At 61.3% G+C, this 19844-nt stretch carries 18 protein-coding genes and 1 riboswitch; of the genes, 11 read left to right on the top strand and 7 right to left on the bottom strand.

Annotation, left to right across the window (positions count from 1 at the left end; genetic code table 11):
- Window positions 1-5: 5 nt before the first annotated feature.
- The 4 genes from HALAL_RS0107870 (at window position 6) to HALAL_RS0107855 (ending at window position 3046) form a co-directional block, all read left to right on the top strand.
- On the top strand, window positions 6-647 hold the full coding sequence (locus HALAL_RS0107870) for a TrmH family RNA methyltransferase (RefSeq protein ID WP_025273478.1): 642 nt from the start codon (window positions 6-8) through the stop codon (window positions 645-647).
- A 673-nt stretch (window positions 648-1320) separates the two neighbouring features.
- A complete protein-coding gene (locus HALAL_RS18820) occupies window positions 1321-1479 on the top strand; it encodes a hypothetical protein (protein ID WP_169732421.1) in 159 nt (52 codons plus the stop codon).
- Between the two features lie 4 nt (window positions 1480-1483).
- Window positions 1484-2239 (top strand): PH domain-containing protein, encoded by a 756-nt coding sequence (locus tag HALAL_RS0107860; protein ID WP_025273477.1) that lies wholly within the window; start codon window positions 1484-1486, stop codon window positions 2237-2239.
- A gap of 195 nt (window positions 2240-2434) precedes the next feature.
- The gene (locus HALAL_RS0107855; RefSeq protein WP_025273476.1) at window positions 2435-3046 is read left to right on the top strand and encodes a MarC family protein; all 612 of its coding nucleotides are present in this window, start codon (window positions 2435-2437) and stop codon (window positions 3044-3046) included.
- On the opposite strand, the gene HALAL_RS0107850 is transcribed toward HALAL_RS0107855, so the two are convergent.
- A complete protein-coding gene (locus tag HALAL_RS0107850) occupies window positions 3043-3837 on the bottom strand; it encodes a TetR/AcrR family transcriptional regulator (protein WP_025273475.1) in 795 nt (264 codons plus the stop codon). The genes HALAL_RS0107855 and HALAL_RS0107850 overlap by 4 nt on opposite strands.
- Window positions 3838-3912: 75 nt before the next feature.
- Between HALAL_RS0107850 and HALAL_RS0107845 the strand changes: the two genes are divergently transcribed.
- Together HALAL_RS0107845 and HALAL_RS17535 are read left to right on the top strand one after the other, a co-directional pair.
- Complete coding sequence (locus tag HALAL_RS0107845) at window positions 3913-5121, top strand: MFS transporter (protein ID WP_025273474.1); 1209 nt, start codon at window positions 3913-3915, stop codon at window positions 5119-5121.
- Between the two features lie 26 nt (window positions 5122-5147).
- On the top strand, window positions 5148-5693 hold the full coding sequence (locus HALAL_RS17535; protein ID WP_025273473.1) for a hypothetical protein: 546 nt from the start codon (window positions 5148-5150) through the stop codon (window positions 5691-5693).
- Window positions 5694-5708: 15 nt separating this feature from the next.
- On the opposite strand, the gene mscL is transcribed toward HALAL_RS17535, so the two are convergent.
- From mscL to HALAL_RS0107820, 4 genes are all read right to left on the bottom strand, one after another.
- Window positions 5709-6116: a large conductance mechanosensitive channel protein MscL gene (gene mscL / locus HALAL_RS0107835; protein ID WP_025273472.1), complete on the bottom strand. Its 408-nt coding sequence runs from the start codon at window positions 6114-6116 to the stop codon at window positions 5709-5711.
- Window positions 6117-6222: 106 nt separating this feature from the next.
- Window positions 6223-7803 (bottom strand): bifunctional phosphoribosylaminoimidazolecarboxamide formyltransferase/IMP cyclohydrolase, encoded by a 1581-nt coding sequence (gene purH, locus HALAL_RS0107830; protein WP_025273471.1) that lies wholly within the window; start codon window positions 7801-7803, stop codon window positions 6223-6225.
- A gap of 58 nt (window positions 7804-7861) precedes the next feature.
- A riboswitch (ZMP/ZTP riboswitch) is annotated at window positions 7862-8028 on the bottom strand.
- A gap of 91 nt (window positions 8029-8119) precedes the next feature.
- On the bottom strand, window positions 8120-8755 hold the full coding sequence (gene purN / locus HALAL_RS0107825; RefSeq protein ID WP_025273470.1) for a phosphoribosylglycinamide formyltransferase: 636 nt from the start codon (window positions 8753-8755) through the stop codon (window positions 8120-8122).
- A complete protein-coding gene (locus tag HALAL_RS0107820) occupies window positions 8752-10044 on the bottom strand; it encodes a cell division protein PerM (RefSeq protein WP_156937663.1) in 1293 nt (430 codons plus the stop codon). The genes purN and HALAL_RS0107820 overlap by 4 nt, the downstream gene beginning before the upstream one ends.
- Window positions 10045-10085: 41 nt before the next feature.
- On the opposite strand from HALAL_RS0107820, the gene HALAL_RS0107815 reads away from it, so the two are divergent.
- The 5 genes from HALAL_RS0107815 (at window position 10086) to sucD (ending at window position 15182) form a co-directional block, all read left to right on the top strand.
- Complete coding sequence (locus HALAL_RS0107815) at window positions 10086-10628, top strand: thermonuclease family protein (RefSeq protein ID WP_025273468.1); 543 nt, start codon at window positions 10086-10088, stop codon at window positions 10626-10628.
- Window positions 10629-10791: 163 nt separating this feature from the next.
- The gene (locus HALAL_RS19185; RefSeq protein ID WP_025273467.1) at window positions 10792-11829 is read left to right on the top strand and encodes a reticulon family protein; all 1038 of its coding nucleotides are present in this window, start codon (window positions 10792-10794) and stop codon (window positions 11827-11829) included.
- Window positions 11830-11955: 126 nt separating this feature from the next.
- A complete protein-coding gene (icmB, locus tag HALAL_RS0107805; protein ID WP_025273466.1) occupies window positions 11956-12378 on the top strand; it encodes a coenzyme B12-dependent isobutyryl CoA mutase small subunit in 423 nt (140 codons plus the stop codon).
- A 735-nt stretch (window positions 12379-13113) separates the two neighbouring features.
- A complete protein-coding gene (gene sucC, locus HALAL_RS0107800) occupies window positions 13114-14292 on the top strand; it encodes an ADP-forming succinate--CoA ligase subunit beta (protein ID WP_025273465.1) in 1179 nt (392 codons plus the stop codon).
- Between the two features lie 2 nt (window positions 14293-14294).
- Window positions 14295-15182, top strand: coding sequence for a succinate--CoA ligase subunit alpha (gene sucD, locus HALAL_RS0107795; RefSeq protein ID WP_025273464.1), 888 nt, complete (start codon window positions 14295-14297; stop codon window positions 15180-15182).
- Window positions 15183-15454: 272 nt separating this feature from the next.
- Here sucD and HALAL_RS0107790 read toward each other — a convergent pair whose 3' ends face one another.
- Both HALAL_RS0107790 and HALAL_RS0107785 read right to left on the bottom strand, forming a co-directional pair.
- Window positions 15455-16366, bottom strand: coding sequence for a hypothetical protein (locus tag HALAL_RS0107790; protein WP_025273463.1), 912 nt, complete (start codon window positions 16364-16366; stop codon window positions 15455-15457).
- A gap of 215 nt (window positions 16367-16581) precedes the next feature.
- A complete protein-coding gene (locus tag HALAL_RS0107785; RefSeq protein WP_025273462.1) occupies window positions 16582-19821 on the bottom strand; it encodes a S41 family peptidase in 3240 nt (1079 codons plus the stop codon).
- Window positions 19822-19844: the final 23 nt, after the last annotated feature.

Genomic DNA, 19844 nt, shown 5'->3' with positions numbered 1-19844 from the left:
GACCGGTGACCAGTGAAGCCGAGAAGAAGCCAAACGACGATCAGCTCCAAGTCGGAGTCGGCCCTTGGGAAGGGCCGTGGCCCGACGGCGAGCATTACGATCCCGACCTGTTGCAAGAGGGCGATCGCCGCAATGTGGTGGACAAGTATCGCTACTGGCATCGGGAGGCCATCGTCGCCGACCTGGACCGCTACCGGCACGACTTCCACGTCGCGATTGAAAACTGGCAGCACGATTTCAACATCGGAACGGTCGTCCGTAATGCGAACGCCTTTCTCGCCAAAGGGGTGCACATCGTCGGCAAACGACGTTGGAACCGCCGAGGCGCCATGGTCACCGACCGATACCAGCACGTCTCGCACCACGAACGGGTGGAGGAGTTTACCCGCTGGGCCAAGGACAATGATCTGGCCGTGGTGGGCATCGACAACCTCCCCGGGTCCGTACCCATCGAGACGGCCGACCTGCCACAGCACGCCGTGCTCGTTTTCGGACAAGAAGGTCCCGGTCTGTCCCAGGAGGTTCGGGACGTGTGCACCCTCGTCTGTTCCATCAGCCAATTCGGTTCCACACGGTCGATCAATGCCGGTGTCGCCAGTGGAATAGCCATGCACAGTTGGGTTCGCCAACACGTCTTTTCGACTTAACGCCTCCCGCCGGGTGGGCGCAAACGACATCTTCCCGTCATCGACGGTGATACGCCACGCGCGAGTCGCTCTCACGTAGGTGGAGCGACCTCTCTGTCTCACTTTCGGTGTCGGATAGTGAACACTTACCTGGTCAGAGCCGAGGCTTTATACCTACATTGAGCCAGGATCAGGTGACGTCAGGTAGGGTTCGAAAATGAGCGGTGTTGATTCGAGTGTGGATCGGCTTGGATCGACATCCCGGTCGCCGCTTGACCGACGTACTTCGCAACCGCGCCAAGCACGTCGCAAGCACGCAAGGGAGACGGTCTCACATCGAGATTGGAGTTCACATGATGTATTGCTCACCAACGGCATTCATCCGTCCGCGGAACAGGTGAATCGTCGGTCGACGTTCTCGTTGCGCGGGTTTGCGGGCAAGCAATACCATGACCGGCGGGAAACGTCGATTGTACGACAAGCTTGGTGGCCGTGTAATTACCGAACAATGCGAAAAGGACTCTCTCGAACCGTACACTGGGTCTGGAGTTTTGAGCTGAAAGGTTATAGGCTGGGGTGATGAGATCATCGGTCTGGCCTGAACACCCTGAGGCTCAGTCCGTTTCAGTATGCACTCAGGGGCTTGCATATGTACAATTTGTTCGATGCAAGCCTGAAACAGGAGGAACGAGTAATGGTGAAAAAGATTCTCACCTGGGGCGGTCTGGCGTTCCTGGTGTTCTTCATCGCGATGAGGCCCGATGACGCCACCGATATCGTCGTGTCACTTGCCAGCAGCATGGGAGATGTTGCCAATGGTTTCGCTTCATTCTTCACGGGCCTGGTGACCTGACCCGATGACCCATACAGGTCCCGGCGGCTCGGGCTCACCGGATTCCGAGCCGCACTCTCCCCCACCACCACGCGATAGTCTGGACGACTACGATCTCGAAGACCTCCGGTATGAAAAAGACGACCGGACAGCCGGAATCTTCGCCGGGATGCGCGGCCCTGTACGTAAAGACGTCCCGTCTCAAGTTTCCGCCCGTTACCTGTTCCCGACCGAGAAGTACCGCGGCGAATGGCGACGGCACTGGGTACACCTTCTCCCCTGGTACATCATCGGTGCCTTCAGCACACTGACCTTGGGCTTCGTAGCGGGCCTCTTCCTCAGATGGGAATCCGACGCTCGCGACATGGCCCTCAGCATTACCATCGGCGTCTGGCTGGTGTTCCTCGGTATCATCGGCTGGAAACTCATCGACTGGTACATGGACCGCTTCATTCTCACCAATAAACGCATCATGCTGGTGCAGGGTGTCGTCACTCGCGAGGTGGCCATGATGCCGCTCGCCCGTGTGACCGACATGAAGTACGCCCAGACCCCCATGGGACGCATGTTCAATTACGGCACCTTCATCGTGGAGTCCGCCGGTCAGGATCAGGCCCTACGCGAAGTCGCGCATCTGCCCAATCCCAATGAGCTCTATCTGCAGATGGTCGAGGAGATGTACGAGCCCGAGGCCGTGGACGAACGAGAAGAAGAGGAAGAAATCGAGTTGCTGGGAAACGACGGCCCGGAAGGGCAGCGCAGCAAAGCCGATGACGCCTAAATCCGATTAACCCCTCCCCCATACCCGCCCCGTCATGCCGCTGGACGACGCGGCGACATATCTCTGCTCACATGTCCGCCTGGGGAGATCGGCTTCACCGCTATTTGATGACGGTTACACCAATAGTGCGATACGAGTGACACAGTCTGCGCGTTAAAACGGCCCGTTGTTTCTGTGGAATGGGATACTTTCGGAGTGGGACCGGAAGCATTTCTACCTATTTTTGTCACCTTGTTCGTCATCATCGACCCCCCGGGGATCGTTCCTATCTACCTGGCGCTGACCAGCGCTATGGATAAGAAACAGAAAAGCAAGGCCGCCATTCAGGCAACGGGGCTGTCACTGGGAATGATCGCGCTTTTCGCCGTGGTGGGACAGCAGATCATGAACTATATGGGCATCGATGTGGCGGCCCTACAGGCCTCTGGCGGTCTCCTCCTACTGCTGGTGGCGCTCCAATTGCTCACCGGGCAGGCCGACGATCCGGAGACGGCCAACACCTCGAACATCGCCTTGGTTCCGCTCGGTACTCCCCTGCTGGCGGGACCCGGGGCCATCGTGGCCGTCATCCTCTTTGTCAACGAGGCGGCCTCAACGTTCGAGTACCTCGGTATCGCCATCGCGATCGTTGCCATCCACCTCATCATCTTCCTGGTCATGCGCTTTTCAAACCTCCTGGTCGCCGTCCTGCGCAAGGGCGGCATCGAAGTTCTGACGCGAATCTCGGGTATGTTGCTGGCCGGAATCGCCGTGCAGCTCATCGCCGAGGCGGTCATGACCTACGGAGACCAATTCATGGGCCGCTAACCGGATAATTCGCCGCTGTCGTCGGACAACATCCGCAATACCACCGGGCGCGACACCACCCCGCGCGCCTGCCGCGCCAGCCGGTTGGCACTGACACCCTGTCGATTGTCACGCCGCATCGTACGGGCCAAACGCTCCCGCGCTTGACGTTCGGCCCGCTGCGCCCGTTCGAGCTCGGCGACCGCCTCGTCGACCGAGGAGGCCTCGTCGCTCGGAGTCTCCTCCGCAGTGGCACGCCGACTGAAGTCGAGGAGGAAACGTTCCAGCGCCTCCTCGTCATCGGCAACGTCGCCCAACATCAAGTCACGCAACTGCGGTACCGCATTGGGCCAGCTGGCCAAGGCACACAGGGAGAACGTCAGGCGAGCGGCGGTCGCCTTGTCCGCGGCCCCGAATCTCGCCATACTGACATCGGCCTTGTCCCGGTAATACTCGTGACGCCAATTGTCGATGTCACGCGGGGCGTCACGGCCGTCTTCCAGGGCCTCCCACAACAACAAACGCAACAACTCGGGGTGGTCGCGATGATATTCGTAGTGTCGCTTCACGTATTCGGCGGCGGTGCCATCGGTTTCCAGGGGATTGACCACCTCCACGAAACACCGCATGGCCTGAATCAGTACCTCGTTGAACAGCCCGTCCTTGGAACCGAAGAGACCGTAAATTCGCTCCTTATTGACGCCCGCACTCTGGGCGATGCGGTCAACCCTTGAACCGGCCAATCCATGGCGCGCGAATTCCGTCCGCGCAGCTTCCAGCAGGGTTTCTCGAGTTTCAGCACTACGTCCCATAACGTGAATACTAGCACAGCTAAAAACCAACTAGTTAGTTGACACTACCCGCCCCCTCGGCGTACCTTCGTCGCCATGGCTCTTAGCGAAAAGCATTCACCCGTCTCGGAGGAGACCGATGCCTACGGCTCCTTCACCCTGGCGCTCCCCGTGTTCACCCTCGGAGCTCTACTCACTACCGGACAGATGTACACCATCATTCCTCAGTTCAACGAACTGCGAGAGCACTGGGGAGTAGGCCCACACGCCATGGCCTGGACCCTCAGTGCCTTCGCCATCGGCTATGCGGTCGGTATGCTCGTCTCCGGCCCGGGGTCGAACAAATTCGGATTCCGCCGTTGGTCGTCCATAGGCATGATCGCCGCCGCAGTGGTCACTCTATTGATCAGTCTTGCCCCTTGGTATAGCCTCGCACTCCTGCTTCGGGTGGTACAAGGATTGACTACCGGGGCGTTCGCGCCTTCCGTCATGACCTATATCGGACGGCATCTGCGACCGCACCACCGTGGTATCGCCGCCACCGCCGTTCTCACCTCATTCATCGGTGCGGTGATCGTGGCACAGATGGCGAGTCAGTATCTCACCGATCACGTGAACCGCCAGGCGGTCTGGTACCTGTCCGCTCTCGGCCTGCTGGCACTGGCGGTGGCACTGCGCTCGGTCATGATTGCCGATCGGCCTCACTTCACCGGTTCGATATGGAAGTCGATCGGGCAATTGCCGCAGGTATTCACGCACGCCTCCCTGGTACGGCTGTACTTCGTCATGGCTCTCCCCATGACGGTGGGAGTCGCCGTCTTCACCGGATTCGAGCTGACCGGCATCGTGACCGACTCCGACGAGCTTTTGGCCCTGCGCGCGGTGGCACTACCCTTCCTCGCCCTCGTACCCCTCGTAGCGATCGTTCTCCGCCGTTTCTCCCTCAACGCGCAAATCCTCGGCTCGCTCGTCGTCGCCGGGGCGGCCGTCCTGACCATGGCGATCGCTCCTCCTCACCCGGTCTTGCTGGGAATCACCGCCGCCCTGTTCTTGGCCTCTACCGGCATCGCCAACCCCGCCATTCTGCAATCGGCCATGCGGATCGCCCCGCAATTCGGTGCCAGCGCCAATTCCGGGGCGATGTTCATCAATTATGTGGGCGCTACTCTGGGGCCGATCGTGGCCGCCGGTGTGGCCGGTTTCGGAATGCACACATTGGCGTGGGTACTCCTCGCGCTGGTGGTGGCGTCCTTGGGATTGGCGGTTCGGCATAGTCGGGTTCTCGGTGAATCAATTGCCACATGAGGGTTTTCCACAAGTATGCTGAAGACATGACTACCGTCCTGGATTTGCCCATACATGCCTTGGCTGTTCACATACCGATCGTCTTGGTACCGATCCTGCTGGTACTGGGACTGCTGTACCTGTTCATTCCTCCGGTGCGTCGCCGGATCGGATGGCTGGTCGCGACGTTGACCCTGCTGGCTCCGGCGAGCGTATTCCTCGCCATCTGGAGCGGTGGCGACCTGGCCGACTTTCTCAGCCCGTCACCGGGAGAGTGGAGCGATCCGATCCAAGCCCACAGCGACTGGGGTAACCGATTGTTCTGGGTACTCGTCGGTCTGATTCCGATCTGGTGGCTCTTTGCCACCCTTGACCGGGTTCGCCGCAACAACCTGCCGGCGACATCGCCGGAAACTCCCGAAAGTGAGAGCGAGCCGAAAGAGACCGGCGACCCGGCCGCCAAAGGCCGCAAGCTCATCATGTTCATGCTCGGCCTCATTACGCTGGCCTTGATCCTCCTCGCGGGCTGGATGCTCTTCGAGGTCGGAACACGCGGGGCCGAAATGGTCTGGGAACCGAAGGTCGATTCCTGACCGATTCCGGGAACGTTACGCGTCGTCGCCGTTCGGGGAGTTCGCCTGGCCGCGTTCACGCAGGAGGTCGCGAATTTCGGTCAGCACTTCCAACTGCGGATCGGGAAGCACCGTCTCCTCGGACTTCGTGACGAAACGTTCCCGGGCCTTGTTGAACGGGACCACGACGACGAAGTATACGGCGGCCGCGGTGAGGATGAAGACGATGACCTGGCTGAGGAAGATTCCGTAGGCGAATTCGGTACCGTTGATCGAGAAACTTCCACCCGCCTCACCACCGCCGGTCACCAAGGTAATCAGCGGCAGGAGGAAGGCGTCTCCGAAGGCCGACACCAATGCGGTCAGGGCCGCCCCCATCACCACGGCGACGGCCAGTTCCACAACGTTTCCACGCAGCAGGAAGTTCTTAAAACCGTGAAGCATGTGGACAGCGTGGCACACTGACGGGCGTGCCACGCCGATTCGACGCCGCGCGGCAGAATGACATCGACCGGTCGGCATCGTCGCCGTTAACGAGGCGACCACCGTGTTAATGGGCGAAATGCCGGGTTCCGGTCACGTACATGGTGACCCCGGCGGCCTGAGCCGCCGCGATGACCGACTCGTCGCGCATTGATCCACCGGGCTGCACCACGGCGCGCACACCGGCCTCAAGGAGGATCTCCAGCCCGTCGGGGAAGGGGAAGAAGGCGTCGGAGGCGGCCACGGACCCCTGTGCGCGCTCTTCGGCTCGTCGCACCGCCAGTCGGGCCGAATCGACACGGTTGACCTGGCCCATCCCGACGCCGACCGAGGCGGTGTCGTCGGCCAAGAGAATAGCGTTCGATTTAACGGCACGGACCGCTCTCCAGGCGAACTCCAAGTCTCGAAGAGTCGCTGCGTCGGCCGGATCGCCACTGACCAAGGTCCATTCCGACGCCGCATCGCCCGCCGCGTCAATCCGGTCGGCCTCCTGTACCAGGCAGCCGCCGGACACCGGACGGTATTCCAGGGGAGCGGGGGTCCAAGAACTACGGAGGAGGCGAATGTTCTTCTTCCGCGTCAGAGTTTCCAGGGCGTCGGGCGTGAAGTCGGGAGCGACGACGACCTCGGTGAAGACCCCGGCGATCTGCTCGGCCGTCTCTGAGTCCAAGGTTCGGTTGACGGCCACCACCCCGCCGAAGGCACTGACCGAATCGCATTCGAAGGCTTTCCGGTAAGCGTCCACGAGTCGCTCGGAGGTGGCGATTCCACAGGGATTGGCGTGTTTGATGATCGCCACGGCGGGCTCGGTGAAGTCGTGGGCGGCACGCCAGGCCGCATCGGTGTCGGTGTAGTTGTTGTACGACATGGCCTTGCCGTGCAGCTGTTCGGCCTGAGCAAGTCCAGCGTCCGCACCCGGCGTCTCGTACAGTGCGGCCGCCTGGTGTGGGTTCTCCCCGTATCGCAAATCCGCCGACTTCGACAGCGTCAGCGCGGTGAAGTCGGCCAAGCCGGACGTTTCGGTCTGCTCGGCCAGCCAGCTCGCGACGGCACTGTCATAGGAGGCCAAGTGCGCGAAAGCGGTGGCCGCCAGTTTGACGCGTTCTCCCTCGGTGGTACCGCCGTTCTTGGCGGCCTCGGCGATGTCGCGATAGTGCTCGGGGTCGACGACGACCGCCACATTCGCGTGGTTTTTAGCTGCTCCTCGCACCATGGACGGACCGCCGACGTCGATTTTCTCAATAATGTCGGCGAAGTCGCCACCCGCCGCCACGGTCTCGGAGAACGGATAGAGATTGGCCACCAGCAGATCGAAGGCTTCGATGTCGAGGTCGACCAGCTGGTCGCGATGCCCTTCACGACGCACGTCGGCGAGCAGACCGGCGTGAACCTTGGGGTGCAGAGTCTTGACGCGGTCATCCAGGATTTCGGGGAAACCGGTCAATTCTTCGACCTTGGTGACCGGGATTCCGGCCGCCGCAATGGTGCGGGCCGTCGATCCGGTGGAGACGATTTCGACGCCGCTGCCGTGCAGACTACCGGCCAGGTCGACTATGCCGTCTTTGTAGAAGACGGAAACGAGGGCACGCTTGATCGGCTTGCGTTCCGTCGTAGGAGAATCGGGAGAAAAAACGCGGGAGTCACTCATCATCGCACTGCTTTCTGTGAGGCACCTTCACTTCGAAGGCGATTCGCTCGCTCAAAAAGACTGCGACCCAGGCGTCCGACCGCAGTAATTTGGTTCAGCAGTGCCGCTCCCCAGTGGTTGTTCCACTCACAGATCGTTCCGACGACCCCACTCAACAACGAGCTGCCCGGTCCGTATGTCACGGGGCCCTAGCGCGGACGATCACCGCCAGTTGCGACGCCTCCAGGCTAACACGCGCGGAGAGGGAGGTTCAATCTCACCGTCCCGCGCAGGCGGATTGCCCTCGCGTTCAAGGCGTTCCCAAATGTCCTACCAATCAGGACGACGCTCCGAGCCGCACCCGACGGCCTTCCACCGTCCAACCGTCGCGCATCATACGACCCACGCATTCGACGAGTTGGTCACGCTCGGCCTCCTTGATTCGCTCGGTCAGCGTCTCCACCGAGTCGTCGTCCAGTACCGGGACGGCGACCTGCGCGATGATCGCTCCGGTGTCCACTCCGGGGTCGCAGAAGAACAGGGTCGCTCCTGCCAGTTTCACCCCGGAGTTGAACGCGTCGCGCGGTCCGTGCATGCCGGGGAAGGCCGGTAGGAGGGAGTTGTGCGTATTGACGACACGTCCGGGGAAGGTGTTCAACATGATCGGGCCGAACAGTTTGAGAAATCCCGCCGATACCACCAGGTCGGGTTCATAGTCCGCGATCGTGTCGGCCAATGACCGGTCCCACTCCTGGCGATCGTCGAAGTCCCGCAGCCGTCGTACAAAGGTCGGCACTCCGGCGCGTTCGGCGCGTTTCACGCCATAGGTTCCGCCACGATCGGCGCCCACGGCCACCACCTCGACGCCGTAGTCGGGGTCGGAGGCGGCATCCAGCAGGGCCTGCAGATTGGAGCCGGAACCGGACAGGAGCACGACGACGCGTTTGGGACTGTGGGATCGCTCATGAGTCACGGGTCCCAATCTAACTCTTCGTCGACGGTGACGGTCTGTTCGGGAATCGGAACCGTGTCGGCGCGCACGACGTCATGGCGTACGGCCTGACGTTGCACGGCGAACAGACGGCCCAGCATGGACGCCCCCACCATGCCGAGCAGGATCTGCGTCCCACCGATGAGACCGACGTCGACCGGATCGGCTCCCATATCGGAGAGCCGTTCGCTCCCCATCGCGCCGGACGACAACCAGGACAGTCCCATGAGGAACAACGTTGCCCACAGGGCGGCCGCGCAGGCGGCGAACATGACTCGGGCCAATCGGAGATCGGGTGAACGATACGTCAGCATGACTCCCCACACCATGGACAACAACAGCGGGAAGGCGACAATAGCGGTACCCCAGTCCGGAAGCGGCTCGACCGGCACGGCCCCGAACAGGGGGACGGCGGGGAGTGCCCCCGCTTCGACCATTCCGATCTGGACGGCGGTGTCGGTCCCCACCGAAAAACCGGCACCCACCAGGTAAGCGAGCGCCCAGATCATCAGGTTGGGGAGATACAGCAGGCTGAGAAGCACGGTGATCCAGCCTTGATCGCCGTAGTACGCGACGATGTCGGCCGTCTCTTCGGTTCGGAGTGCGAACGAAACGCCGACGGCGAGAGCGGATACCGCCAGTAGGCTCAAGGTGGTAAGGGCTCCGGTGCGGAAGGCCCGCCGCATCCAGGCGGAGACCTCCATCCAGGGTGGGTGTCCCAGAGCGGTGTTGGCTCCGATGGCCGCGGAGACGACGATAACGACGGCACCGCCGATGAGGGTGTGGGCAAGATGGAATTCGAAGGGACCGAATTGGGCGGTCAGTACGGCGGCGGTGTACAGGCAGAAGTAGACGAGTGAGACCGCTCCGGCTCCGGCGCGGACGGCCGCGGAGTTATGGGGTCCGATGGTGCGTGTGGTCGCGGCGGCGGCCTTGCCGATTCTCCAGACACAGAGGACGGTTAGTAGTAGTGGCGGTACGGTCAACGGCAGTCCGGCTACCGTCATGTGGGTGGCGTGAGCCGATACCCACGTTCCTAGCGCGAGTGACACGACGTCGAGTGCGCTGCCGGCTCGGTTGCTGACCGCCCAGAGGACGACGGTGAGGAGTGTAAGCGGCGACAGTACGGCCATGGTGGCCCAGCCGCTGGTGGCCAGGGCGGAGCTCAGCAGGAGGGAGATTCTGCTGGGCGGCGCGGGACGGCGCGGCCGGGGCGCCTCCGCTTCGGTTTCCGGTGAGTCGAGTGACGTTTGACTTGTATGCTCGTCCACGTTTTTGAGTTTGGCATAACGTCGACGGTGTGTTGACACGTATGGGCACTAAACTATTTCCCGCCGCCGTCGCGACGGTCCTTCTTGTGGGTGGATGTGGGGATGGCGAGTCGCCGCCGAGCGTGGATTACCCGGGCGATCTTCTGGCTACGACGACGATCGAGTCGGTGATCGACGGGGACACCGTCCGGGTGGAATTGGACGGTGAGGAGGTGACCGTGCGGGTCTTGGGAATCGATACGCCTGAGGTCGAGGGGTATCGCGACGAGGAGTGTTGGGGGCCGGAGGCGGCCGAGTATGCCGGTGAGCTCTTGGCCGATCAAACGGTTCATGTGTTCACCGACCCCGGTCACGATGAATACGATCAGTACGATCGCCTGTTGGCTTATCTTGTCACCGACGACAATATGAATTATTCGGTGCAGGCGGTCAGCGACGGTATGGCTCGGTATTACCACATTCCGGACAACCCGGTGTCTCTCCATAATGTACTTCAGGCGGCCGAGGGTGCGGCGCGTTCGGAGGAGCTCGGTCTGTGGGGCCCACCGTGTTACGGGGAGACGTCCGCGGACGGCGCCGAGTGACGCGTGAGAGGGTTGCCTACCCCGGACTGAGGTCGGCAAGATATGACGGGGCCCGGTAAACTGAAATGAGACGTCGTGAACACTCTACGCCACATGGTGTTTGAGCGAGTACAAGGCGTTCGTACCTACCTGTTCGTCAACCGGCTTGGAGAATCAGCACATCATGAGCCAACCAGACAATGGCAATGAAGAGGAAGACGGAGGCACGTTCAAGCTCAGGCCCGGCGGCGGCAACACACCGGCCGCTCCGTCGGCGGGTGACGACGTCTCCGATTCGACCATGAAGATCCGCCCCGCTCAGGGTGGCGGGTCGTCCGACGGCGCACCTCCTCCGCCACCGCCGTCCCCCTTGGGCAATCCCACCGGACCGTCCAATCCGCAGGGCCTTCCCCCTCAGCAACCTCCGGGAATGTCGCCCCCACCTGGTGGTCCGGCCGGTCAGCCCGGCGGCATGCCTCAGGCTCCGCCGCAACAGCCGGGGCAGCCTCCCGTCGGAGGTCCACCGCCCGGCGGTATGCCACCCGGACAGATGCCTCCACCGCCGGGACAAATGCAGCCGCCCATGGGCGCGCCAATGGGAACCGGACCGGAGGAGACCCTGAAGAAGGTGGGGATGTTCAACCTGATCGCCGGGGCTGCGGGGACGTTGTTCGGTTTCACCGCACTCATCTTCTTCGCACAGTACGACGTGTTTTCCTCTTTCAGCATCGTCTACCTGTTGCTTTCTCTTATGGTTGTCGGCATCGGTTTCGTCCTGCCACGCGGCATGCTGTCGACCAAGAAAACCCGTCAAGGCGCGGTGGGTGCCTTGGGTGCTCACGCACTCATCGGATTGCAGCAGGTCTTTCACATCCTCAACTTCAGTGATTTCTTTCCCGGCGGTTTGGTCTTCCTCTGGTTGATGTCCATTCTGGGAATCATGGGGGCCACCGGCTGGGCTTTCTACCTCCTGTTTTCCAATAAAGCCAGCCGTAACTGGTTCAACGGGGCACCTCCGTCGATGAGTACCATGGCCGGTGGTGGAATGCCGCCTCCCGGACAGGGCGCGATGCCCCCTCCCGGGCAGGGAACCATGCCGCCGCCTCAGGCACCCGGACAGCCCGGACCACCCGGACCCTCGTACGGCCAACCACCTGGGGCTGCGCCTCCCAACGGCGCGGTACCACCACCTCCGCCCCCGCAGCAGCCGTACGGTCATTAGAATCACTACATAGGGGAATGCGATCACGGGCCGCAACCCGGCTCGCGAACCGCTGGGCGTCGGCGACGAAAGTCGCCCTCTGCCACCCACCCGATTTAGCACAAGTCCGCACAAGGAGGTGCCGTAATGAATGAGGAGTCACCGCAAACTCCCATTCGCGTAGTCGTAGCGAAGGTCGGTCTCGACGGCCACGACAGAGGAGCGAAAGTCGTCGCCCGAGCCCTGCGCGATGCCGGCATGGAGGTGATTTACACCGGTCTGCACAATTCACCGGAGCAGGTGGTCGCCACCGCCCTGTCAGAGGACGCCGACGCCATTGGGCTCAGCATCCTTTCCGGCGCGCACATGACCCTTTTCCCGCGCGTTATCTCTCTGTTGCAGGAGCAGAACGCGGCCGACATCACCGTCTTCGGCGGCGGCATCATTCCTGAACAGGACGCTGATGCTTTGGAGGCCGACGGGGTCGCCAAGATCTTCGGCCCTGGCGCCACCACTACCGAGATCGGTTCCTGGGTACGCGACAACGTGGGAAAATCCACCGTCGCCTAGCCGGTTCCGACCACCTGACCCGAATACGGCCCAGGTCCCATCGCATGCGGGGACCTGGGCCTTTTCCATGTCGAATCGCGACGCCTCCAACATCGAAAAAAATTTCTCCTAAAAGCCCGCCACCCCCGTAACCGCAGCGGGGACCACCTCGTTCTATTGGATAGACATCACATAACACAAGACTTTATTCATATATCCAGTGCGAAGGTTCAATCCGCGCCGATCGGGGTCACCGACCCGTTTCAAACGATTGGTCGAAAGATTGAGCTGGACCACAATACGCCGATGCCCTATCGAATGAGGGGTGGCGATATGGCATCGTGCTATTGGGCTTGAGCATTTGAGGGGTGTGCTCAAGCCTGTTAAAAGGGGGTTGGACGTTTGAGGGGTACGTCCAACCCCCGCCTTACGTTTCAGTACTCATCGCCGTTCCGGCTCGCCTCTCCACGGTCACTTCAAAGCGACGATCTCGACGCCCCTTCCAGCCGAAACTCCACGGCACTGCCTCCCAGATCACATGTTTTTCCGCCGCTCCAACGCGAACGAGTCACACCGAACCCAACCCCTCACCAGCGGTTTTATTGCAAGGGTTACGCTGCAAAAATAGGCTGTCTCGCCACTGGTGGCCGACAGGTCGGAAACCTCGCCGACGCCGGTGAGCCCAGGGACGGCCTCCGACTGTCTCAACCGAGGCGGTCAGGTCGAAGAAGACAACCGAGTGGAGCGGACTCTACAGTGGATCTGTATGAATACCAAGGTCGCGCCCTTTTTGCCCGTCACAATGTGCCGGTGCTAAACGGCGGCGTGGCCACCACCCCGGAAGAAGCCGAAAAACTCGCCGACTCGCTCGGCGACCGGGTGGTCGTAAAAGCACAAGTCAAAGTCGGAGGCCGCGGTAAAGCCGGTGGTGTCAAGCTGGCCGACAACGTCGCCGAAGCCAAGGAACACTCCCAGAACATCCTTGGCATGGACATCAAAGGCCACACGGTCGAAAAAGTCATGTTGACCGTGACCGCCGACATCGCGGAGGAATACTACTTCTCCTACCTCCTCGACCGGGCCAATCGCACCTTCCTCTGCATCGCCTCCACCGAAGGCGGCGTGGAAATCGAAGAGGTCGCCGAAAAGACCCCCGAGAAGGTCGTCAAGACTCCGATCGACGCCGGAGTGGGGGTTACCCCCGACATCGCCGGTGAGATCGTCGACAAGGCCGGATTCCCCGCTGAACTGCGCGATCAGCTGATCGACACCTTCGTCAAACTCTGGGACGCCTTCGTCGCCGAAGACGCCAACCTGGTCGAAGTCAACCCGCTGGTGCAGACGCCGGAAGGCAAAGTCCTCGCCCTGGACGCCAAGGTCACTCTGGACGACAACGCGACCTTCCGCCACAGCGAGAACGCGGAGTTCGAAGACAAGAGCGCCGTCGACCCGCTGGAGCAGAAAGCCCAGGAAGCCGGACTCAACTACGTCAAACTCGACGGCGAAGTGGGCATCATCGGAAACGGTGCCGGCCTCGTCATGTCGACCCTCGACGTCGTCGCCTACGCCGGTGAAAAGCACAACAACGTCAAGCCGGCCAACTTCCTCGACATCGGCGGCGGCGCCTCCGCGTCCGTCATGGCCAACGGCCTCGAAGTGGTCCTGTCCGACCCGCAGGTCAAGAGCGTATTCGTCAACGTCTTCGGTGGTATCACCGCTTGCGACGAAGTGGCCAACGGCATCATCGAGGCCCTCCACATGCTGGCCGACCGCGGTGAAGACGTCAACAAACCGCTGGTCGTGCGTCTCGACGGCAACAACGCCGAACAGGGCCGCGAAATCCTCACCAACGCCAACCACCCGTTGGTCACTCAAGTAGACACCATGGACGCCGCGGCCGACAAGGCCGCCGCGCTCGCCAATGAGGAGGCATAACGATGGCGATTTTCCTAGATGAGAACAGTAAAGTCATCGTTCAGGGCATGACCGGTTCCGAGGGCATGAAGCACACTCGCCGCATGCTGAAGGCAGGGACCAACATCGTCGGTGGCGTTAACCCGCGCAAGGCGGGCACCAAGGTGGACGTGGACGGCACCAGCCTCCCCGTGTTCGCCTCGGTTCAGGACGCCATGGCCGAGACGGGTGCCAACGTATCGGTCGTATTCGTGCCACCGGCCTTCTGCAAGGCCGCCGTCATCGAAGCCGTGGACGCCGAAATCGAGCTGGCGGTCGTCATCACCGAGGGAATTCCGGTTCACGACGCGGTCGCGTTCTGGAACCACGCCGAAAGCAAGGGCAACAAGACCCGCATCGTGGGTCCCAACTGCCCCGGCGTCGCCTCGCCCGGCAAGTCGAACGCGGGCATCACTCCCGCCGACATCACCGGTTCCGGCCCCATCGGCCTGGTCTCCAAGTCCGGTACGCTGACCTACCAGCTGATGTTCGAACTGCGTGACATCGGCTTCTCCACCTCCGTCGGAATCGGTGGGGACCCGGTCATCGGCACCACTCACATCGACTGCCTCAAGGCCTTCGAGGAGGACCCCGACACCAAGGCGATCGTGATGATCGGTGAAATCGGTGGGGACGCCGAAGAGCGTGCCGCCGAGTACATCAAGGACAACATCACCAAGCCCGTCGTCGGCTACATCGCCGGATTCACCGCACCTCCCGGAAAGACCATGGGACACGCCGGTGCGATCATCTCCGGTTCGGCCGGTACCGCCGACTCGAAGAAGGAAGCTCTCGAAGCCGCGGGCGTCAAGGTCGGTAAGACCCCGTCCGAAACGGCTCGTCTCATGCGCGAGGTCATTGAGAACCAGTAGAGCGCCGAGTCAATCGGTAGAGTTGTCCACTTAGTCGATGGAACACACCGACTAAGACGACGTAAAGGGCCCGCAAGCGAAGCTTGCGGGCCCTTAGCGGTTTCCAGGGTCGTCCGGTTTCCGACGATCTGATCTGCCGGCATACGGACCTGGTGGTCGTCACCGATCACGGTCACAGCTGACATAAAAAAGTAGGACCGCCGGATCGTGTCACGAAACCGCGGTCCTACGTAGTCAACATTCGATTACTTCACAGCAATCCGGTTGCCTTTTTACAGACCGGACGGCTCGAAGTCTTCGAACTCATCCTGAGTGATGACGTTGCCCTCAGGCGCGCTGAAGTCGTAGTCGCCGCCCCACTCGGTTACGTCGATGGTGGTGTCCATTTCCATGGACAGGCCCTGTTCGGTATCCGTCATCGTGGTGGTGAAGCTCAGTTTGTCCAGACGGTCCTGGTCGTCCAGGGCGACGGTCACGGTCGCGTCTTCGAAGCTCGTAGTGTCGTCCGACATGGCCTCTCCACCCATAAAGGAGTCGTAGGCGTCGCTGCCTTCGACCAGGGTGCCCTCGTAGGTGCCGTCTTCGATCTCTTCGACGTCTTCCAGGTCTTCAATGATCGACTTGGCGTCGCCGGCGATGTCAACCTGCTGACCCTCGGCCATCGCCAAGGCCTGCTCGGCTTCTTCCGGAGGAACCTGGATCCAGTAGTCCTCGCCGTACTGCTCGACGAGCATGTCCATCATTCCACCGCTCATGTGCATGTACATGTCGCCGTCGGACACAATGGTCTTAACGGAGGTGTCGGCGAACATCGAATCCATCATGCCGCTCATTTCCTCGTCTTCCATCATGTCGGCCATCTCGGGGTTCGACTCGGCCATGATGTCAAACATTGCCGACATGTACATCTCCATGTCGGCGGAGTTGTTGCTGTCATCGGCGTACTCCATGCTGCCGGACATGAACAGCTCACCTTCCAAGGTGGCTTCCATGGTGGCCGCATAGGCTTCGGATTTGAAGCCGTCCGTCGAAGCCAGAACCGCTTCGAAGGGGCTGGCGGACGATTCTTCGTTGTTGTCCTTCGAATCGTCGCTGCTGTCATCGCCGTTGCAGGCCGCCAGGCTGATGGCCAGGCCGGTCGCACCGGTCAGGGCCAATGCGCGCTTTCCGAGTGTTTTCTTCATGGTTTCCTTTTCTCGGTTGAGAATACGTTTGCACTGAATTCCGATACGTCTCCAGCCTAAGGAAGGCCTGCCATCGTACCGGGGGGCATACACCGTTGTTGCGGCAGCATGAAAAAGCCGCCACCACAACGGTCTGAATGTGCCTCATTATAGACGCCGCGTCTCACCCAGGAATCTCGACCTTCCGGCCTGGGTGGTCTCTGTTCTCCGTACGGTCAACGCCGATCCTGAGGGCGCGGACCCAGTTCCGGAGGAGTAACTGACGGGTACTCGTCTATCTCGATCTTGTCATAGCCGTCCTCGGCCAACTGTTTCACCACCGTCTCAATGGCGGTTTGCAACTGCCGGTCAACTCCCGAGGCGAAATCGTCGGGAGTGTACTCCACCGTGATGTCGGGATCGACTCCGTAGTTTTCCACGCCGAATCCGACGCTGTTGAAACGAATCGCTACTTCCGGCTGCGTCACCATGGTGCCGTCGGACAGCCGGAACCTCGGGTTGATTCCAACGACCCCGCCCCACGTCCGGGTACCGATCACAGGACCCATGCCGCGTTCCCGGAAGGTCAGGGGGCCGATGTCTCCGTCCGAACCGGAGTGTTCATTGGCCAAGGCGACCATGGGACCGCGTCGTTTCGGCGCATTGAACGGACTGGGCCGCGAGTCCTTCGACACCGCATGGGCCAGCCTCTTCGGTTCGAGCCGATCCCACAGCAGCTGAGAGACGTGTCCACCGCCGTTGAAACGCATGTCCACGATGAGAGCGTGGCGGAAGATCTCCGACATGAGGCCACGGTAGAACTCCGCGAACCCGTCGGCGCTCATATCGGGGATGTGCAGGTAACCCACACGCCCGTCGGTGGCCTTGTGTACGGCCTCCCGGTTCTTCTCCACCCAATCGCGGTAGAAGACACCCTTATCAGCGGGCAACGGCCGTACCATGACTCGGCGCGGCTCTTCGGAACCGTGCTGCACGGTCAATTGAATCTCGCTACCGGCCCGATTCACCAGAAGCGCCTCCGGCGGTGTATCGGCGTCCAGCTCCTGTCCGTCGACCGCCAACAGGTAATCGCCCGGTTCGACGTTCACTCCCGGCCGGGTCAACGGAGACGTACGGCTCTCCGCCCACGTGTCTCCCTGGGCGAACGAGGCAATCGTCCACCGCCCGGCACGCTCGTCGTACTCGTACTCGGCGGCCAACGAACCGACCGGATACTGATCGGCGTCACCGTAGTCGCCCAGAAGTTCATAGGCGTGAGAGGTACCCACTTCACCTTGAACCTCCCACAGCAGATCCGAGAACTCCGCACGAGATCCCACCCGCTCGGCCAACGGTGCGTAACGTTCGAAGACCTCGTTCCAATCGACGCCCCCGACATCCTCCAGCCAGAAGTGGTCACGCTGCAGACGCCAGGCCTCGGCGAACATCTGCGGCCACTCGGCGGTCGGGCGGACCGAGACCGTCACACGTCCAATGTCGACCCAGCCGGTATCGCGACCGACGGCGTCCCCTTCCGGAACCTTGGCATCGCTGGCGACCGAACGGAAACGATTGCCCGAGCGGTACACCAAGGTGGAGTGGTCGGCAGAGAGCCAAGCGTCGGTAACGTTGTCGGCGAAGGTCTCCACTTTGCCGGTCGTCACGTCGATGCTCTGCAGAACTCCGTCCGCCGGCGGCGTGGTCTGGAAGATAGCGGCCGCACTGGACGGTTTGGGTGGCCGTGAAAGTGTGAACACCTTCCCGTTCGCGCCGAATACCGCCTCATATCCGGAAGGCTCCACAGGTAGTGCGACGGCACGCAAGCGCAGACCATTGATGTCGACCTTTACCTCGACCTCCGACTCGGCGTCAGAGTCCTCCTCGTCATCGGCCTTGTCGGCTCCAGTCGGTACGAACGGTGCCGGAGTCTGCGAATCCAAGACGACCGCGTACGGACGTGCACCTTCTGCGAAATGGAGGTCGAAATCAATGGTGTCGTAGGAGGCGTTGAAATCACGGTTGGAAATGACGTACAGATATTTGCCCTGCGGGTCAAAACTGGGCGCGTATTCGGTCACCAGGTTGTCCATCACCTGATGTTCGACTCCACTATCGATGTCGTAGAGGTGCACCTCGGTTCGATTCATCGATTCATACCCGTCAGGGGTACCGACACCACAGGCGTAAGCCAACCATTTGCCGTCCGGTGATACCGCAAGGTCCCTGATTCCATTGCCGAAGGGCGTATACGCGATCCGTTGCGCCGCCTCGCCGGATTCCAAGTCCAGTGTGAACAACGAACCACGGTGATCGGCGAACGCGACCTTCTTTCCCTTGGGGAAGGCGATGATCTCGATGATACGACCGACCTCGTCCACACCTTCGATGCGAGTGGCATTGCCATCGGCGTCGAAGAGGACCGGATACTCCTCGGTCTGTTTGTCACTGGCAAGGGCCAGAAGGTGATTGTCCTCGGCCAACCAGGTGGGAAGGCGATACGCGGTGCCGTCCCGTTCTCCCAGTTGCAACACGGGCCCGTCGAAAGTGTGGAAGTTGAACAGTTTCCCTCTGGTCGCGACGGCCAGTCGTTTGCCGTCGTACGACGGGGCGATGTGCTGTAGGAATTCCACTGAATCCACAAAGCGGCGGGCCTTGCGCGATTCGGTAGACGGGATCGTGGAATCGACGGGCCGGGGTTCGTCGACCGCGGGATCGACCAGGTAGAGCTGTCCACCGGCGTGGTAAACCAACTTACTTCCGTCGGTGCTGAGACCACGGGCGTAAAAATCGGCATGATCGCTGTGACGACGGAGGTCGGTTCCGTCGTATTTGACGGAGTAGACGTTTCCGTACCCCTCCGAGTCGGAGACGAAATAGAGCCTCTCTCCCACAAAACAGGGGGATTCGATGTAACCGTCCAGCTCGGTCATTCTCCGGAACTCCGAATCACCGGGAAGTTTAATCCAGAGATGTCCAGCCGTTCCACCGCGATAGCGCTTATGATAGGCGGCACCGCGAGACGGGTGCCCGCGGGAGATGACGACCGTTCCATCCTCGGCTTCGGCCATTTTGAGACCACGTCCCCACGGAAGCCGTTCCGGCCGACCGCCGTCGGCGGGAACCTCCCATAGATGGTAGTCCCCGGCCTTGAGGTTGTGGTGGTCGCTGGAATAACGAATGGACGTTCCACTCGGGTTCCATGCCAGACTGTGGATGTTCGTCCCTTGGTAGGTAAGACGCTCCGCCGGGCCACCGTTAATGTCCATTGTGTAGATCTCTGTGGGGCCTTCATCAGAACCCTTGAACGCAATGGTGCTTCCATCAGGGCTGATGACGGGGTGAGAATTACGTCCACGGGTATTGGTCAGGCGACGTGCCGTTTCACCGTTGACGGTTGTCGACCAGATGTCGTTTTCGGCGGTGAACACGATCGTGTCGCCGTGAATGTTCGGCTGCAAAGGGTATGCCGTGGTCATGAAGCTCCCAAATTCATAGAGTC

It is taken from the genome of Haloglycomyces albus DSM 45210, assembly GCF_000527155.1.
Taxonomy (GTDB): domain Bacteria; phylum Actinomycetota; class Actinomycetes; order Mycobacteriales; family Micromonosporaceae; genus Haloglycomyces; species Haloglycomyces albus.
Note: the sequence above shows the minus strand (reverse complement) of the source record. Positions and strands in the feature narration are given on the sequence as shown.

What these genes read in the sequence shown, in the direction of transcription:
- HALAL_RS18820 (WP_169732421.1), top strand. Translation starts at nt 1,321, where the DNA reads ATGGTGAAAAAGATTCTCACCTGGGGCGGTCTGGCGTTCCTGGTGTTC.
- HALAL_RS0107860 (WP_025273477.1), top strand. Translation starts at nt 1,484, where the DNA reads ATGACCCATACAGGTCCCGGCGGCTCGGGCTCACCGGATTCCGAGCCG.
- HALAL_RS0107850 (WP_025273475.1), bottom strand. Translation starts at nt 3,837, where the DNA reads ATGGGACGTAGTGCTGAAACTCGAGAAACCCTGCTGGAAGCTGCGCGG.
- HALAL_RS0107845 (WP_025273474.1), top strand. Translation starts at nt 3,913, where the DNA reads ATGGCTCTTAGCGAAAAGCATTCACCCGTCTCGGAGGAGACCGATGCC.
- HALAL_RS17535 (WP_025273473.1), top strand. Translation starts at nt 5,148, where the DNA reads ATGACTACCGTCCTGGATTTGCCCATACATGCCTTGGCTGTTCACATA.
- mscL (WP_025273472.1), bottom strand. Translation starts at nt 6,116, where the DNA reads ATGCTTCACGGTTTTAAGAACTTCCTGCTGCGTGGAAACGTTGTGGAA.
- purH (WP_025273471.1), bottom strand. Translation starts at nt 7,803, where the DNA reads ATGAGTGACTCCCGCGTTTTTTCTCCCGATTCTCCTACGACGGAACGC.
- HALAL_RS0107815 (WP_025273468.1), top strand. Translation starts at nt 10,086, where the DNA reads ATGGGCACTAAACTATTTCCCGCCGCCGTCGCGACGGTCCTTCTTGTG.
- HALAL_RS19185 (WP_025273467.1), top strand. Translation starts at nt 10,792, where the DNA reads ATGAGCCAACCAGACAATGGCAATGAAGAGGAAGACGGAGGCACGTTC.
- icmB (WP_025273466.1), top strand. Translation starts at nt 11,956, where the DNA reads ATGAATGAGGAGTCACCGCAAACTCCCATTCGCGTAGTCGTAGCGAAG.
- sucD (WP_025273464.1), top strand. Translation starts at nt 14,295, where the DNA reads ATGGCGATTTTCCTAGATGAGAACAGTAAAGTCATCGTTCAGGGCATG.
- HALAL_RS0107790 (WP_025273463.1), bottom strand. Translation starts at nt 16,366, where the DNA reads ATGAAGAAAACACTCGGAAAGCGCGCATTGGCCCTGACCGGTGCGACC.
- HALAL_RS0107785 (WP_025273462.1), bottom strand. Translation starts at nt 19,821, where the DNA reads ATGACCACGGCATACCCTTTGCAGCCGAACATTCACGGCGACACGATC.